We start from the raw sequence: 13,734 nt of genomic DNA, 5'->3' as shown, positions 1-13,734 counted from the left end.
CCGGACATTAAATTCTCAGCCTGACTAATGCGAAGATTGTGCCAATTTGGCGTGTCGTTTAATGCATTGTTATTAAAAGAAAAAATATCGCACGATAGTTTAACGTGGATAAAATTTCCGGATAGGTGTAGCAAAGCTTGCTCATAGCGCTGCCAAGGATTAATTTGATAGCATGAAGATTACCGGCCCCGGGCAAGTACAATCCAAGACCATCAAGAAGACGTCGCGAAAGCAGGCGAGCGAAGGCTCTGCCTTTAGCGGTGAGCTTGAGGGCCCCAGCAGTACGCATGCCGCATCTAAAGCCTCTGCCGCGAGTCCTCTGGCGCCCGTGAATGCATTGCTATCGCTTCAGGAGGTGCCAGACTCGACACAGTCTCGCTCGAAAGGACTGAAGCGCGCGGAAGAAATGCTTGATATCCTTGAGGAAATCAGAAAAGGCATTCTTCTTGGTTCTATTCCCGCCAGCAATCTGCGTGGTCTTGCCGACCTTGCAAGGAATCAGCGCGGCAAGACAGAAGACCAGAAGCTCAATAGCGTGCTGGAAGAAATTGAACTGAGGGCCGAGGTCGAGCTCGCGAAACTTGGTGTTTGATTCCAAGCACTTGGCATTCTTCCAAAACTTGCTGAAAGCGCCGCACTCGGCGCTATTTTATTACGCCTTGTACTGACAGCCGGAAATCATTATATAACGGCCCGGGTCTTCGGGGGATTACTAGGCGAAGGCCGGCAAAGTGTATTTGTTAGGGAGTGACAATGGCGGAAACAATGACAGCGACAGCAACCGTATTGCCCGAAGGGTACCAGCCGTCGCCAGACGAAGAATTTATGAATGATCTCCAGCTTGAGTATTTCAGGCGCAAGCTGGAAGGGTGGAAACAAGACATTCTCCGTGAGTCTGCGGAAACACTGCAAAATCTTCAGCAAGACAACCTGCGTGAGCCAGATATTGCTGACCGTGCGTCGTCAGAGACGGATTGGTCAGTTGAACTGCGCACAAGGGATCGTCAGCGCAAGCTTGTTTCAAAAATTGATTCAGCGCTTCGCCGTATTGAGAATGGCGAATATGGATACTGTGAAGTAACCGGCGAACCGATCAGCCTTCGCAGGCTTGACGCACGGCCGATTGCGACCATGACCATTGAAGCGCAGGAAGCCCATGAGCGCGCGGAAAAAGTACACCGCGACGATTAAGACATTGAAAATCAGTCAACGGGAAGGGGGCGCAGTGCGCTCCCTTTTTTTTGTGCCCTATCAGGTCGTTAGAGTGGTTCCTGGATTGGCTTCTGAGACAAAATCAAAATTTGAGTTTATGGGGGCACGAAAGCACTAAGAAAACCCTAAGATTCGAATCGATTCGTTAGGATTCCTAATCAGCAAAAAAGAGGCCGGGACATGATGCCCGGCCTTTGTCAGTTGGCTTTATTTTCGGTAAGTAGTTCCTAGTTTCTCTCCATAGTCCTCCTTGGTTAGATCACATTAGAACGGGAATATGATGTCATACAGTTGGGTCCCATAACGCGGCTGTTGGACATCGGTAATCTGGCCTTTGCCACCGTAACTGATACGGGCTTCGGCAATCTGGGTGTGCGAGATCGTATTGCCGCTGGAGATATCTTCCGGGCGTACGATCCCTGCGAGCAGAAGCTCGCGTTTTTCAAAGTTTACACGCACTTCCTGGCGGCCCTGGATCACAAGGTTCCCGTTTGGAAGAACTTCGGTCACGATAGCTGCAACTGTCATGTTAATCGCTTCCGAGCGGTCAACCGACCCTGTGCCGGTGTAGGATGAACCGGAGTCTGCTCCCACGAGGGAGCTTGCACTGAAGGCATTGGCAGCCGCTGCGTTACCATTTGTGGCACCGGCATCGGCTGCGCGCTGGTTAAAGAGCGCGTGTGGAATAGCGGCCTCTAGCCCTAGGAAGTTTGGCAAGCCCGCACTCTCCGCTGTCGAACGCGACCGCGCTGTCGAGTTGCCGATCTGTGCACTATCTGAGATCGCGATGTTCACGGTCAGGATATCGCCGATGTTGGAGGCACGCTGGTCTTTGAAGAATGCGCGTGCGCCTGTGCGCCAAAGCGAGTTTGGCTGGTACCGGTCTGGTGTATCCTGTGGCATGGGCAGGCTGATAGAGCGCTGCGCCACCGGGGCTTTGATATCCTTGATAGGGGTCAGGTCAGGCGCCTTGCCGATGTCGGATATCCGGTCAGCGGCACCACAAGCTGCGAGCGAAGTGAGTGCGGCAACAAGAATTGTTTTTTGAACGATCTGTTTTAACATGGTTGCCTCCTCATTACATCGCGGCAAGCGTTAAAGAGTTACTGGATACCTGTACCTGGCCCGAGTTGAGCACCTTCGCATCCACTGTTTGCTTGGATTTGGTGTTCATCACGCGGATGGTGTCTCCGTCTCCGCCATTTTCGAGCGCGCGGCCCGACGCGGTGAGAGACAGCGCGCCTGCGCTTACAATCATGGTGACAATGCTGCCTTTCTCAACCACGACGGGCAGGGCCACATCGGTTGAGAATATGGTTTTACCAGGGCGTACAGCGCGCTTGACGACCAGACCAACAAGCTCTGCCTGATCAAGCACGACCCGTGCGTTGATCTGACGAACCGGAAATTTGATCCATTCAATATCGCTTTTGCGAATAACTTCGCCCGGTGTCAAAATGCGGTTGAGCGTAGGCACCATACGGACTTCTTCAATCCGACCTGAGATGCTCAGCCGGTCAGCCTCAACACCGCCGGTTGGGATCAACACCACGGCGTTAAAGCGGTCACGGCGGTCGCTCATCTCAAAGCTTTCGATCTCTACATCATTGGCTGTGGCATCTGCAGGCAAATAAAGCCCGGTGCGCCGGCCGTAGATCTGCACTTCAACGTCGCTCGTCAGCCCTTGTGCTTGTATCTCAGCCATTACAATGTCATTGAGGTCATCAAGGGTGAAGCTGTTGCCTTCCCGGTAAACCCGTATACGTTTCAGGTAGGTTGGGCGCTCCCAATCCAGCTCAAACTGGTTGGCAATGCGTTCAAGCTCATAAGAGCTAAGCTGCTTTGCTTTCCCGGGCGCAGGTGCCTCCATCACGATGGTTTCGGCGGCAGCGCCTGCGTCAGTGAAAAGATCACCAAGCTTGATAACCGGATCGATAACCGACAGTTGCTCACGTAGTTCGTGCGCGGCTGTTGCAGGCGCGAGAACCCCGCACATGAGGGCGGCGATTACCGCCCTTTTGTATGTTTTCTTAAGCGTCTGCATCATGCCCCCCTATTAGCGAAGGTTATTGGCAGCTTGGAGCATCTCATCGGAGGTCTGGATGACCTTGGAGTTGAGCTCGTAAGCGCGCTGTGCAGATATCATCGATGTGATTTCACCGACCGCATTCACGTTCGACTGTTCAAGGAAGCCCTGAACAATCTTGCCGAAGCCGGGGAGGCCTGCTTGGCTTACGTTAGGTGCGCCGGATGCTTGGCTTTCTAGATACATATTCCCGCCGATGGCCTCAAGGCCCACTTCGTTCGGGAAGGTCACAAGGTCAAATGTTCCGATGTCTGCTGGGTTGGTCTGGCCATCCTGCTTCACGGAAACAACACCTTGTTCGTTGATTGAAACGTCAACCGCATCCTGTGGGATCACGATTTGAGGCTGAACGGGGTAGCCCTCAGGTGTTACGAGACGACCGTCCTGATCAACCTGGAAGGAACCTGCACGGGTATAAGCCGATTGACCATCTGGCAATTGGATGTGGAAGAAACCACGGCCGTTGATGGCAACGTCATAAAGGTTACCAGTGCTTGAAAGGCTACCTTGGTCAGTGATGCGGTACACCCCTGCGGCGCGCACACCAACACCGACCTGAATACCACTTGGAACCGTGGTGCCTGCGTCTGAAGAGCTGGCGCCTACACGTTCGATGTTCTGGTACAGTAGGTCCTGAAATTCTGCCCGCTGGCGCTTGAAGCCAGTGGTGTTCATGTTAGCGATGTTGTTCGAGATCACCTCGATATTGAGCTGCTGTGCGAGCATGCCCGTCGCTGCTGTGCTTAATGCTTTCATCTTTCAATCCTTTCCTCAGTTTCCTGGTTGATCAGGCCGGTTATTGCACACGGGCAAGCCGGTCGAGGGAGTCTTTGCGCATGTCTTCATAGCCGGATGAGTTCTTGGAGGCGCGTTCATAGGCGCGCATCACGTCGATCATCTCAACCATGCTTTCAATGGCGTTTACGTTTGAGCCTTCAAATGCTTTGGCGCGAAGCGAGACATCGGTCATATTCTCGGGCGGTATAGGCGCTTGGTCTGTCTCATAAAGCGAGGAGCCGCGCCGTTTCATGCCTTGCTCGTTGGCAAAGGACACGAGGCCGATCCTGCCTTTTTCACCCTGGTTGGTGGAAATGGCGCCATCAGGTGCGATGTGAATGTCGGTGTCTTCTTCGTCGAACTGGATGGTTTGCCCGCCATCGTCGAGGACTTTCTCGCCAGAGAGCAGTGACAGTTCACCATCTTTATCGACCATCATGCGACCGTTGCGGGTATAGACCGTCTGGCCGTCGCTTGCTGTTACTGAAAGGTAACCGCGCCCCTTGATAAAGACATCAAGTGGATTATTGGATGAAATCATGCTGCCTGTATCAGTGTTGCGAGTAACCCCCGCATCCATGACATAAGCAATCTTGCCACCTGTAGTGGCTGCTGCACCCGGCGCATCCATAAGATGCTGGCGGAATACAACTCGTTCTTTGTTAAACGCTGTTGTCGACATGTTTGCGATATTATGTGCAACAACGTCCATGCGCCTTTTCAGTGCGCTTCTATGTGCCAACCCGACAAAAAGTGCGGTATCCATCTTTTTTCTCCTGCATTCGCAGCTTCTGCTTGTCGCAGATTTGGTTTGCCAGAGAATAAGCAGGAACCGTGCCAGAAATTTTATTCAATAAAATCATTGCGTTATGTGGTTTGAAGATGAGTTTGACCAATGATGAGGAAGTTTTGGTATCGAGTTTTTTGCCGCATCAGCGGGTTTTGCCCACCGGGGAACGGTAAAATTATTGCCTGATTTCTTTACGGGGATTTCACGGCTTGTTAACTATGTATAAATAAAGATAAAGTTGAACAGAGAATAAAGACGCCGGGGTCCATTAACTGCGGTGTTCATCAGGCAATGATAGAGGTCATAGATATTTCATGTCCGATAATATGGAAGACACCTTAGGGGAAGCGGAACTCGTCGAAGGCTTGGAACGCAAGAAGGTCAGCGGCAAGAAGGTCGTCATTGGCGTCGCGGGTCTGGTGATTGTTGCGCTCGCGGGTCTTGGCATCATGTCCTTCATGGGCGGCGAAGACACGCCAGATGAAGATGCTGACCTGCATGAGATGGCGGAAGCTGCGGCAGACAAGCGAGAGCAGGCACAGCTTGAGCAGGATGTACCGACTGAGAAACTCAAGACCTTGTTCTATGTGATACCCGCCCAACAGTATAATTTGAATACAGGTGGGCAGGGCTCAAGTTTCCTCCGGGTTCAAATCCAACTGGAAGTGGACAGAGAGAGCTATAAAGCTGACCTGGATGCCAAGCTTCCGCGGATTTTGGATGAGTTTAACGTCTACATGCGCGAATTGCGCCCCGAGGACCTTGATGGCGCAGCAGGTATCTTTCGCCTTAAGGAGGAGCTGTTGATGCGCATCAATCAGGCTGTGGCGCCTACCCGGGTTCGGGACGTGCTATTCCAGGAATTTCTGGTGCAGGGCTAGTCACGCAAGGCGTCTGAGAGGTTATCATGGCTGACGAAGAAGAAATTGACGACGAAGCGGTTGCTGCCGAGTGGGAAGCCATGGCTGGTGGTGGCGACGATGAGGAAGACGATACCGACCAGGATGCCATGGCTGCCGAATGGGAGGCAATGGCAGGCGGTGAGGACGACGACGACTCTGGTGGACCGTCACCGGGGCGTGTTCTTGACCAAGACGAGATTGACAGCCTACTTGGGTTTGATGGGGACGGCGATGCGGGTGAGATGACCGGCATTCATGCCCTTATCAACAGCGCACTTGTCTCATACGAACGCCTGCCCATGCTCGATATCATCTTCGACCGTATGGTGCGGATGATGTCGACCTCACTGCGGAATTTTACGTCCGATAACATCGAAGTTTCGCTGGATAATATTACCTCTGTTCGTTTCGGTGACTATCTGAACTCAATCCCGCTTCCGGCAATGCTGGCTGTTTTTCGCGCGGAAGAGTGGGACAACTATGGCCTGATGACCATTGATTCCAGCCTGATCTACTCGATCGTGGACGTTCTTCTTGGTGGTCGCCGGGGTACGGCTGCAATGCGGATTGAAGGCCGGCCTTATACGACGATTGAGCAGACACTTGTTGAGCGAATGATCTCGGTGGTGCTCAAAGACATGTGCGGGGCGTTTGAGCCGTTGAGCCCGGTGAACTTCACCTTTGACCGACTTGAGACAAACCCAAGGTTTGCTACCATCGCGCGCCCACCAAATGCCGCGATCCTGATCAAGCTTCGTGTTGATATGGAAGACCGGGGCGGGCGCCTTGAGGTGCTGTTCCCATACGCGACGCTTGAGCCCGTGCGGGAACTCTTGTTGCAGCGCTTCATGGGCGAGAAGTTTGGCCGGGATTCTATCTGGGAAACGCACTTGGCGACCGAGCTATGGCGCGCGGATGTAGATCTCCACGCCATTATGGACGAGACAACCATGTCTCTCCGCGATGTGATGAACCTGGAGGTCGGGCAGACCATTCTCTTTAATAAGACCCCGAACGACGAAGTTGTGTTAAAATGCGGGGATGTACCTATGGTGAGTGGTGCAATCGGCCGGGCGGGCCAGCATGTGGCCGTTCAGGTTCGGCAGACTGCTGAACGCTTAAATCCGACCGATGAAAATGGCTATTAAGGAAACGCATGGACCTCGTATCTGAAATGATAGTTGATGGTGTGCTGGCGCTCCTGCTGATCTCGTCGATCACGGTGTCGATCATCGTTTATCGCCGTTTGGGTACAATCCGGGAAGGGCAGGCCCAACTGCGCACGCTGGTTGATGACCTGAATAAGGCGGTTCAGGACGCGCAGCGCAGCGTCGCCGGGCTCAAGCAGTCTGCCGTCGATGTGGAAGAGCGTCTGCAAAGTCAGGTCCAGAAAGCTGGTGCGCTCGCGGATGAGCTTGGCATGATCACAGAAGCTGGCAACAATCTTGCAGACAGGATTGAACGCGGGCTGACAGGCAATGCGGCGAAAACTGAAGCTGCTGAAGCGCCGACCAAGAAGGCGAGCAGCAAACAGCAGCAGGAAATATTGGCGGCCCTAAGGGAAGCCCGGTGAGCCCTTGTGTGGGCTCCAATGGTGAAGGAAAGATGAAATGAGTAATGCAGTTTTGAGCAGGGTACGCATTTTTCCCCTCCTGATTTTATTCGCCTTTGTCGCGCTCGGCATCAGAGGCATCAACCTCTACACGGGTTACAACCTCCTGATTGGTCCGGTTAGCGCTCAAGAGCAAGAGGGTGGCGACAACGCCGATACCGCGCAAGCGAACAATGAAGCCGCAGACACCGCAGCATCTACACCACCTCAAGAACGCCCACGCCAGCCGTTGGTGGTGGGGCTTCCCAGCAATGAGGAAATGGAGTTGATCACGCAATTGCGTGAGCGGCGCGAGGAGCTTGAGCGGCGAGAGACACAGCTGGACCTGCAGGAACAGTTGCTTGCAAGCACCGAGAAGCGCATCAACGATAAAATTCAACAGCTCGAAGTTCTTGAGACACGGATCAAGGAACATCTGAGGATTTTTGAAGATGCCGAAGACAAGAAACTGCAGGATATCGTGAAGGTTTACGAGACGATGAAACCAAAGGATGCCGCGCCACGGTTTGAGGCGTTAGCGTTGCAGACCCAGATCGATCTCGTTTCAAAAATGAAGCCGTCAAAAGTCGCCGCTCTGATGGGGGAAATGTCTCCGCAGGCGGCCAGCGTTTTGACGACGGAGCTAGCGACCTTGGCGCAGCCGCCTCGTATTCAGGACCTGAACAACGAGGGCAACTAAGCCAAGGAATACCAAGGCTTAATAGAATTTAGTGACTTACTTTGGGGGCGGAGGAGTTGTTGGAATGGTGAAACAGGCAGCAGTGGTTAGCCTGGAACAGAGGGCCAAGGCATTGCGTCAGGACCGAGGTGACAATGTAGCGATTGACGAAATCGCGAACGTTGTGGGAAGCCTCGTCAAGGGACGTACGCACGATGAGGAAATTGACCAGATCGCGGGCGAACTCCGTGAGCTGCTGTCCTACATTAACGCTGCAAAAAGTGAACTGATTGGCATGCAGCCAAAATCCCTGTCCAACCGGGATATCCCGGATGCAGGTGAACAGCTCGACGCGATCGTAAAGTCTACAGAAGAAGCCGCGGAAACCATTATGGATGCTGCCGAAACGGTAGGGCAGATTTCTGAAGAGATGGGTGACGATGCGGCCGAGCGATTGGCGCAGGTGTCGACTGATCTTTTCCAGGCATCAAGTTTTCAGGACCTTACAGGTCAACGCATCACAAAGGTTATGCGTACACTTGGTCACCTTGAAGAGCGCTTGAACGCGCTCGCTGACGCGATTGGCGATGACTATATTGAGCCCGAAGAGGAAACGATTGAGGTTGATGACGAGGGTGTCGCCACGGACGATACAGACCTTCTGCACGGCCCGCAGCTCGAGGGTGAAGGCAACAGCCAGGCCGAAATCGATGCAATTCTCGCAAGTTTTGACTAACTGTTCGGACCAATAATCAGGCAACGATGTTTATAGAGCATAATCAGACCAAGAAACTATTTGGGAGCGACAACACACTCGGTTTGTTTGTCGCTCTTTACCTGATTTTGCTCGCGTTTTTTATCGTCCTCACTTCCGCGTCTCAGCATGCCGCATCCCGCGCGGCGGCAGCGATGGAAAGTGTGAACACCACATTTCAACCTGAAGCGCCGAACAAGCGTTTGGATATCGATCCGCGCGCCTCGGAGGATGCGTCCAATGATCCCATATTGCAGAATTTCCAGCGGGCATTTTTCGCGGAGTTTAATATAGAGGGCCGGTTCTCAAATCAGGGCGGTAATACATTTGAGGTCCAGTTTCCGGAAAACTATCTTTTCCCCGCAGGCTCGTTTCGGGTGCGCCCGGATATGCACCCCTTCCTGAACCAGTTGGTGGCTGGGCTAAACCAAACCGGGAGCGGACGGCAAGAACTGGCTATCCTTTTTGGCGTTGGTGCAGGCCCGGTTGACGCTGAGATGACAAGACCGCAGGAAGTCGCTGTGCGCCGGGCTGGATCGCTTGCGCGCTACCTTCTTGAAAATGGTGTGGAAGAGGGAACTTTCACGACTGGGTTCGCCGCCGTGCCGGAGGGTGAGATACTCGCCGTCTTTCGGTCCATCCCGCCATCCGGAGCAGTTGCGCCGCTCGGAGGGTACCGCTGATGTGGGCGCAGAAAAAACAAAAGCGAGCCGATGCAACGTCGGCACCATGGCTGCTTACCTTCGCAGACTTGCTGTCACTTGTGCTCACGTTCTTTGTGTTGGTGTTCTCAATGAACACGGTGACGTTCGAGAGCTGGAAGGCCGTTGTGCATACAATGTCGGAAGAGTTTAACCCCTTGCGACCAACAGTTGATCCTATACCGCATGATGCACCTGCGTCACTGATGACGCGGAACGTCGCGGGGCTTAATCTCTCATATCTCCAGTCGCTGCTGTCACGGCAGTTGAAACAAATGCCGCTGTTTCAGGATGCTGCTGTTTATCGGCGCGGCGATTCTGTGGTGGTTTCATTGCCTGCCAGCTTGATGTTTGAGCGCAAAAAGGCGGTGTTGGCACCTGATGCTGCGCGAGCGATGCGGCAACTGGCAGGTGCGCTCGTACAGATACGGAATAGAATGCAGATAGCGGCTCATACAGATGGTGCACCCATTTCCAACGGGTTGTTTCGGTCGAACTGGGAGCTTTCGATGACAAGGGCGCGTGTGGTGGCAGGCGCGCTCGCAGATTCCGGTTATTTGCAGCCGATTACCGTACTTGGATACGCAGATACCCGAAATGCGGAGTTGAGCCAGGCTCTCTCAGCCAACAGCAGGATCGAGTGGGCCGAGCGTATCGATATCGTCCTTATTAACGAAAGACGTGGGCAAAGCGCTTATGACATTTTCTAGGTGGCAAAATCTGATTGGCGCGGTTTGCCTGTCTGTGGCGCTTGCTGCCGCACCGAGTGCGTTGGCGCAGTCTTCTGGCGCGCAAGTTGTTGTGCAGGGTGCACAGCAGTCAAATGCAGCCCGTCTTGTTTTTCCGCTACCTAGAACGGTTGGTTATAGCATCAATAAACAAGGTACGGAGCTTACCATCAGCTTTGAAGCTGATGTGGAACTGGATTTTTCTGCCATACTCGCTACTCCACTTAGGCAAGCAACGAACCCGCGTGTCGGCAAGCAAGCTGGCCGCACTATAGTGACCCTTGATGTGCCGCAAGATGCTGGACCGCGCGATTTTTGGTCAGGCCAATATCTCGTGATTGACATCTACTCAACTTCGGCTGCGCGTGTGCAATCGGCCGCGAATATGGCGCCTGCGCCCGCTGAGAATACGGGCGATACGGAGACTGCTGAGCCGCTTCAGGAAAATGAGGATGGCACGGCAGCGAGTGATGCTAGTGGCGACACAGGGGTTCAGGCTAATGATCCTGAACCACAGTCACAAACGGATGGCAGTCCAGCTAATGCGGATGGGCAGGTCCAGCAGCCGTTACCCGAAGAACCGGTCGTTCAGGCCAATGCATTTTCCGGTATCGACATTCAGGGTGTTACCGCCTTTTCGCCTGACGACAAGGTTGTGCCAGTCTCGGTTTCTGAGGTTGAAGCTGGTATTCAGCTTCGTTTCCCGTGGCCGGAAGAAGTGGCCTCAGCGGCGTTTGAACGCGGTGGCTATCTGTGGCTTGTTTTTGACCAGCCTTATAAGTTTGACCCAAGCGGCCTTCGTGCCGGGCAGGGCATTATCAAGGATCGTATCCGGGCCGTTGAGTTGCAGGACAACAGCGATGCCCTTGTGATGCGGCTGGGGCTAAAGAACGGACAATCCGTTGTTGTGGAACGTGATGTAAATGACTGGTTGATCAGCCTCAAAGATACACCAACCAAGCCACGCTTCCCGCTTGAGCCAACACGCCAAGCTGAGGGTGTGCAGGGCCAACAGATATTCGTGCCCGCAACAGATATCGGCCGCAAGATCGATGTCGAAGACCCGGCTGTTGGCGATTTCCTTGTGGTTTTGCCGATGCTTGGGGAAGGGCGTGGTATGGCGCAAGAGTATAGCTACGCGTCTTCCCAGCTACTGGAAACGGCCCAAGGCGTGGTGGTTATGCCAAAGTCAGACTTCGTTGATGTAGAACGGTTTCGGGACGGCATTGCTATCCGTTCGGCGGGCAACAACATCCTGTCAGCGACGAAACTCTCGCGCGATACAGGCCTCTCGCAGGCAGCGCGGGATGAGCAGTTTTCGAGGCTCATAGATTTTGATGCTTGGCGTATTGGTGAGCCGTGGGAGTATCGCAAGATTAAATCCCGCCTGTTTTATGAGCTTTCACTTCAACCGCTAACGGACCGCAACGCTGCCCGCTGGAAGCTCGCCCGCTTCTATATCGCACATGGTCGTGCGTCTGAAGCTATAGGGGTGCTTGAGCGCATGCTTGATGAAGACCCGCTTCTGGCGCAGAACAGCGAATATCTCGCGGTGCGCGGTGTAGCAAACTTCAAGCAGGGCCGACTTGAGGCCGCAAGTTCTGACCTTTCAAACAAGGGCCTTGAGGCTGAACAGGATGCAGAACTGTGGCGTGTTCTGGTGGCTGAGGCATTGGGTCAATACGACGCCGCGCTTGAGCATTATCGCCGCGGCAAAGACGTGATGGGCACCTATGACGACTTTGATCGGGCTGAAATTCAGCTTGCTGTCGTTCGGGCTGCGCTTGAGCTTGATAATCTTGAATTAGCGTTACGTGAGCTTGACCTATTGAACGGGTTGAACCTCAATGATGAACAACTGGCAGAGTCTGTGTTCCAAAGCGCGCGTATCGCAGCGCGGCAAGGGCAGATGGACGCTGCGCTCGCTCAGTTTGATGACCTGACAAACGTACCGTACCGCTGGATCGCGGCACGCGCCCGCTATGCGCAAACCACGCAGAACCTCAAGAACGGGGACATTACCCAAGAACAGGCTATCGATCAGTTGGAGCGACTAAGATTTGCCTGGCGAGGTGCCCGCTTCGAGGCGCAGCTTCTGGATGACCTTGCTGACCTGTATTTTGATACCAAGCAATATGAACTGGGGCTTGAGGTGCTGAGGCAAGGGGTGTCCTATTTCCCCGATCTCGCGCGAGACCGCCAGATGATCTCACGCTCGGCTGCCATGTTTAGAGAACTGTTCCTTGAGGGCAAAGCCGATGTCCTGACCCCGATCAGTGCCATCAGCCTTTATTATAAATTTCGTGACCTGACGCCTTTGGGTGCTGAGGGTGACCTGATGATCCGGCGGCTTGCAGACCGGCTCGTGTCGGTTGACCTGCTGGATCGCGCTGCGGAACTTCTTGAGTATCAGGTTCGTGTTCGCACCGAGGGGGCTGGGCGTGCGCTCATCGCGGCGAATCTCGCGAAAATATATATCCTGAACGAGCAACCAAATAAGGCGCTTGAGATCATGCGTGCGACGCGTGAGCCACGACTGCCGGAAGATATCGATGCGACCCGTCGGCACGTTGAAACCCGCGCGTTGATTGAATTGGGCCGGTATGAGGAGGCGGAGGTGCTCCTCGAAGGCGACCGTAGCCGCGAGGCCGAGCAGTTGAAGGCCGATATCTATTGGGGTAGCAAGGCCTGGTCCAAGGCTTCGGCAACTATTCGCCAACTTTTGGGGGATGGTTGGCGGCGCAATGAGGCGCTTGACCCGCTTGAGCGTTTGAACCTCATTCGCTTAACCATCGCGCTCACCTTTATGGAAGACCGTGCGGGGCTTATTGAGATGCGTCGCCGCTATGGCTCGCAGATGCGGGTTGGTGATTTTGCCAATGCGTTCGATCTGCTGACCAATGATCAGGAGCTCTCGGGCCGTGAGCTTGGTGCAATTGCCGGGCAAATCGCGAGTGTTGAGAAGCTGCAATCCTTCATGCGGGATTACCGCAGCGATTTTTCAGGTAGATAAAATCTAACTATTTTATGCCGTTATGCCGCTTGGTTTTTGCTCGCGCGTGGCTCACCAACTCGTGAAAGGGATATTATTTTCTATTCTGCGCGGCTTGGGCAATGATGTCTTGGCAAGGGCGGCTGTTGGAGGGCCGCGAAATTATCACCCTTCAGTACAAAACAGAGGAAGTGCAAAATGAAACTCAATAAAATTGCAAAAACAGCAATTGTAACGACAAGCGCTGTTGCGTTTGCCATGACTGTAGCGGCGGGTTCCGCATCTGCTGACGATAAAAAAGGCAAAAAAGAAAAATGCTACGGCGTTGTGGCAAAAGGCATGAACGACTGTGCCACATCATCTCATAGCTGCGCGGGCCAAGCTTCTGTAGACCAGCATCCGGAAGAGTGGGTTTATGTGCCAGCTGGTCTTTGTGATCGCATTGCCGGTGCGTCAAAAGAGCCCAAGAAGTCCTAGAGGCTTTTCAGTTATTGAAGCGCCGGGGTACAGTGCCACGTGGCA

The 13,734-nt window shown here is 53.7% G+C and carries 15 protein-coding genes; 11 read left to right on the top strand and 4 right to left on the bottom strand.

The annotated features are described in order from the left end of the window. Positions 1–172 precede the first annotated feature (172 nt). Both ACN0XZ_RS08430 and dksA read left to right on the top strand, forming a co-directional pair. A complete protein-coding gene (locus ACN0XZ_RS08430) occupies positions 173–592 on the top strand; it encodes a flagellar assembly protein FliX (RefSeq protein WP_417457292.1) in 420 nt (139 codons plus the stop codon). Positions 593–753: 161 nt separating this feature from the next. Then, the gene (dksA, locus tag ACN0XZ_RS08425; RefSeq protein ID WP_417457291.1) at positions 754–1,191 is read left to right on the top strand and encodes an RNA polymerase-binding protein DksA; all 438 of its coding nucleotides are present in this window, start codon (positions 754–756) and stop codon (positions 1,189–1,191) included. Positions 1,192–1,476: 285 nt separating this feature from the next. Here the strand turns inward: dksA and flgH are convergent, their stop codons facing one another. Genes flgH through ACN0XZ_RS08405 form a run of 4 tightly spaced genes read right to left on the bottom strand, consistent with a single transcriptional unit; the run spans position 1,477 to position 4,841 of the window. Continuing rightward, positions 1,477–2,277, bottom strand: a complete 801-nt coding sequence (gene flgH, locus ACN0XZ_RS08420; protein WP_417457290.1) for a flagellar basal body L-ring protein FlgH — start codon at positions 2,275–2,277, stop codon at positions 1,477–1,479. Positions 2,278–2,290: 13 nt separating this feature from the next. Next, complete coding sequence (flgA, locus tag ACN0XZ_RS08415; RefSeq protein ID WP_417457289.1) at positions 2,291–3,256, bottom strand: flagellar basal body P-ring formation chaperone FlgA; 966 nt, start codon at positions 3,254–3,256, stop codon at positions 2,291–2,293. A gap of 12 nt (positions 3,257–3,268) precedes the next feature. Continuing rightward, the gene (gene flgG, locus ACN0XZ_RS08410; protein ID WP_417457288.1) at positions 3,269–4,054 is read right to left on the bottom strand and encodes a flagellar basal-body rod protein FlgG; all 786 of its coding nucleotides are present in this window, start codon (positions 4,052–4,054) and stop codon (positions 3,269–3,271) included. 40 nt (positions 4,055–4,094) lie between these two features. Next, positions 4,095–4,841, bottom strand: coding sequence for a flagellar hook-basal body complex protein (locus ACN0XZ_RS08405; protein ID WP_417457287.1), 747 nt, complete (start codon positions 4,839–4,841; stop codon positions 4,095–4,097). Between the two features lie 338 nt (positions 4,842–5,179). Here ACN0XZ_RS08405 and ACN0XZ_RS08400 point away from each other — a divergent pair, with 338 nt between their 5' ends. The 9 genes from ACN0XZ_RS08400 to ACN0XZ_RS08360 all read left to right on the top strand — a co-directional run bounded on the left by ACN0XZ_RS08400 (position 5,180) and on the right by ACN0XZ_RS08360 (position 13,689). Next, positions 5,180–5,746, top strand: a complete 567-nt coding sequence (locus tag ACN0XZ_RS08400; protein WP_417457286.1) for a flagellar basal body-associated FliL family protein — start codon at positions 5,180–5,182, stop codon at positions 5,744–5,746. Between the two features lie 26 nt (positions 5,747–5,772). Next, positions 5,773–6,915 (top strand): flagellar motor switch protein FliM, encoded by a 1,143-nt coding sequence (gene fliM / locus ACN0XZ_RS08395; protein ID WP_417457285.1) that lies wholly within the window; start codon positions 5,773–5,775, stop codon positions 6,913–6,915. An 8-nt stretch (positions 6,916–6,923) separates the two neighbouring features. Then, complete coding sequence (locus tag ACN0XZ_RS08390; RefSeq protein ID WP_417457284.1) at positions 6,924–7,340, top strand: DUF6468 domain-containing protein; 417 nt, start codon at positions 6,924–6,926, stop codon at positions 7,338–7,340. 37 nt (positions 7,341–7,377) lie between these two features. Next, entirely contained in the window at positions 7,378–8,058 is a 681-nt protein-coding gene (locus tag ACN0XZ_RS08385) for a MotE family protein (protein WP_417457283.1), read from the top strand. A gap of 64 nt (positions 8,059–8,122) precedes the next feature. Beyond that, complete coding sequence (locus tag ACN0XZ_RS08380) at positions 8,123–8,773, top strand: protein phosphatase CheZ (RefSeq protein WP_417457282.1); 651 nt, start codon at positions 8,123–8,125, stop codon at positions 8,771–8,773. A 26-nt stretch (positions 8,774–8,799) separates the two neighbouring features. Then, the gene (locus ACN0XZ_RS08375) at positions 8,800–9,474 is read left to right on the top strand and encodes a hypothetical protein (RefSeq protein ID WP_417457281.1); all 675 of its coding nucleotides are present in this window, start codon (positions 8,800–8,802) and stop codon (positions 9,472–9,474) included. Further along, entirely contained in the window at positions 9,474–10,202 is a 729-nt protein-coding gene (locus ACN0XZ_RS08370; protein WP_417457280.1) for a flagellar motor protein MotB, read from the top strand. Before ACN0XZ_RS08375 ends, ACN0XZ_RS08370 begins: the two co-directional genes overlap by 1 nt. Then, entirely contained in the window at positions 10,189–13,233 is a 3,045-nt protein-coding gene (locus tag ACN0XZ_RS08365) for a tetratricopeptide repeat protein (RefSeq protein ID WP_417457279.1), read from the top strand. Before ACN0XZ_RS08370 ends, ACN0XZ_RS08365 begins: the two co-directional genes overlap by 14 nt. A gap of 177 nt (positions 13,234–13,410) precedes the next feature. Continuing rightward, entirely contained in the window at positions 13,411–13,689 is a 279-nt protein-coding gene (locus ACN0XZ_RS08360; protein ID WP_417457278.1) for a DUF2282 domain-containing protein, read from the top strand. The last annotated feature ends 45 nt before the right edge of the window (positions 13,690–13,734 follow it).

Source organism: Kordiimonas sp. (genome assembly GCF_048264555.1).
GTDB lineage: Bacteria > Pseudomonadota > Alphaproteobacteria > Sphingomonadales > Kordiimonadaceae > Kordiimonas.
This window is presented reverse-complemented; position numbering and strand designations above follow the sequence as displayed.

Coding starts and splice junctions, on each gene's coding strand:
- ACN0XZ_RS08430 (WP_417457292.1), top strand. CDS start 173: ATGAAGATTACCGGCCCCGGGCAAGTACAATCCAAGACCATCAAGAAG.
- dksA (WP_417457291.1), top strand. CDS start 754: ATGGCGGAAACAATGACAGCGACAGCAACCGTATTGCCCGAAGGGTAC.
- flgH (WP_417457290.1), bottom strand. CDS start 2,277: ATGTTAAAACAGATCGTTCAAAAAACAATTCTTGTTGCCGCACTCACT.
- flgA (WP_417457289.1), bottom strand. CDS start 3,256: ATGCAGACGCTTAAGAAAACATACAAAAGGGCGGTAATCGCCGCCCTC.
- flgG (WP_417457288.1), bottom strand. CDS start 4,054: ATGAAAGCATTAAGCACAGCAGCGACGGGCATGCTCGCACAGCAGCTC.
- ACN0XZ_RS08405 (WP_417457287.1), bottom strand. CDS start 4,841: ATGGATACCGCACTTTTTGTCGGGTTGGCACATAGAAGCGCACTGAAA.
- ACN0XZ_RS08400 (WP_417457286.1), top strand. CDS start 5,180: ATGTCCGATAATATGGAAGACACCTTAGGGGAAGCGGAACTCGTCGAA.
- fliM (WP_417457285.1), top strand. CDS start 5,773: ATGGCTGACGAAGAAGAAATTGACGACGAAGCGGTTGCTGCCGAGTGG.
- ACN0XZ_RS08390 (WP_417457284.1), top strand. CDS start 6,924: ATGGACCTCGTATCTGAAATGATAGTTGATGGTGTGCTGGCGCTCCTG.
- ACN0XZ_RS08385 (WP_417457283.1), top strand. CDS start 7,378: ATGAGTAATGCAGTTTTGAGCAGGGTACGCATTTTTCCCCTCCTGATT.
- ACN0XZ_RS08380 (WP_417457282.1), top strand. CDS start 8,123: ATGGTGAAACAGGCAGCAGTGGTTAGCCTGGAACAGAGGGCCAAGGCA.
- ACN0XZ_RS08375 (WP_417457281.1), top strand. CDS start 8,800: ATGTTTATAGAGCATAATCAGACCAAGAAACTATTTGGGAGCGACAAC.
- ACN0XZ_RS08370 (WP_417457280.1), top strand. CDS start 9,474: ATGTGGGCGCAGAAAAAACAAAAGCGAGCCGATGCAACGTCGGCACCA.
- ACN0XZ_RS08365 (WP_417457279.1), top strand. CDS start 10,189: ATGACATTTTCTAGGTGGCAAAATCTGATTGGCGCGGTTTGCCTGTCT.
- ACN0XZ_RS08360 (WP_417457278.1), top strand. CDS start 13,411: ATGAAACTCAATAAAATTGCAAAAACAGCAATTGTAACGACAAGCGCT.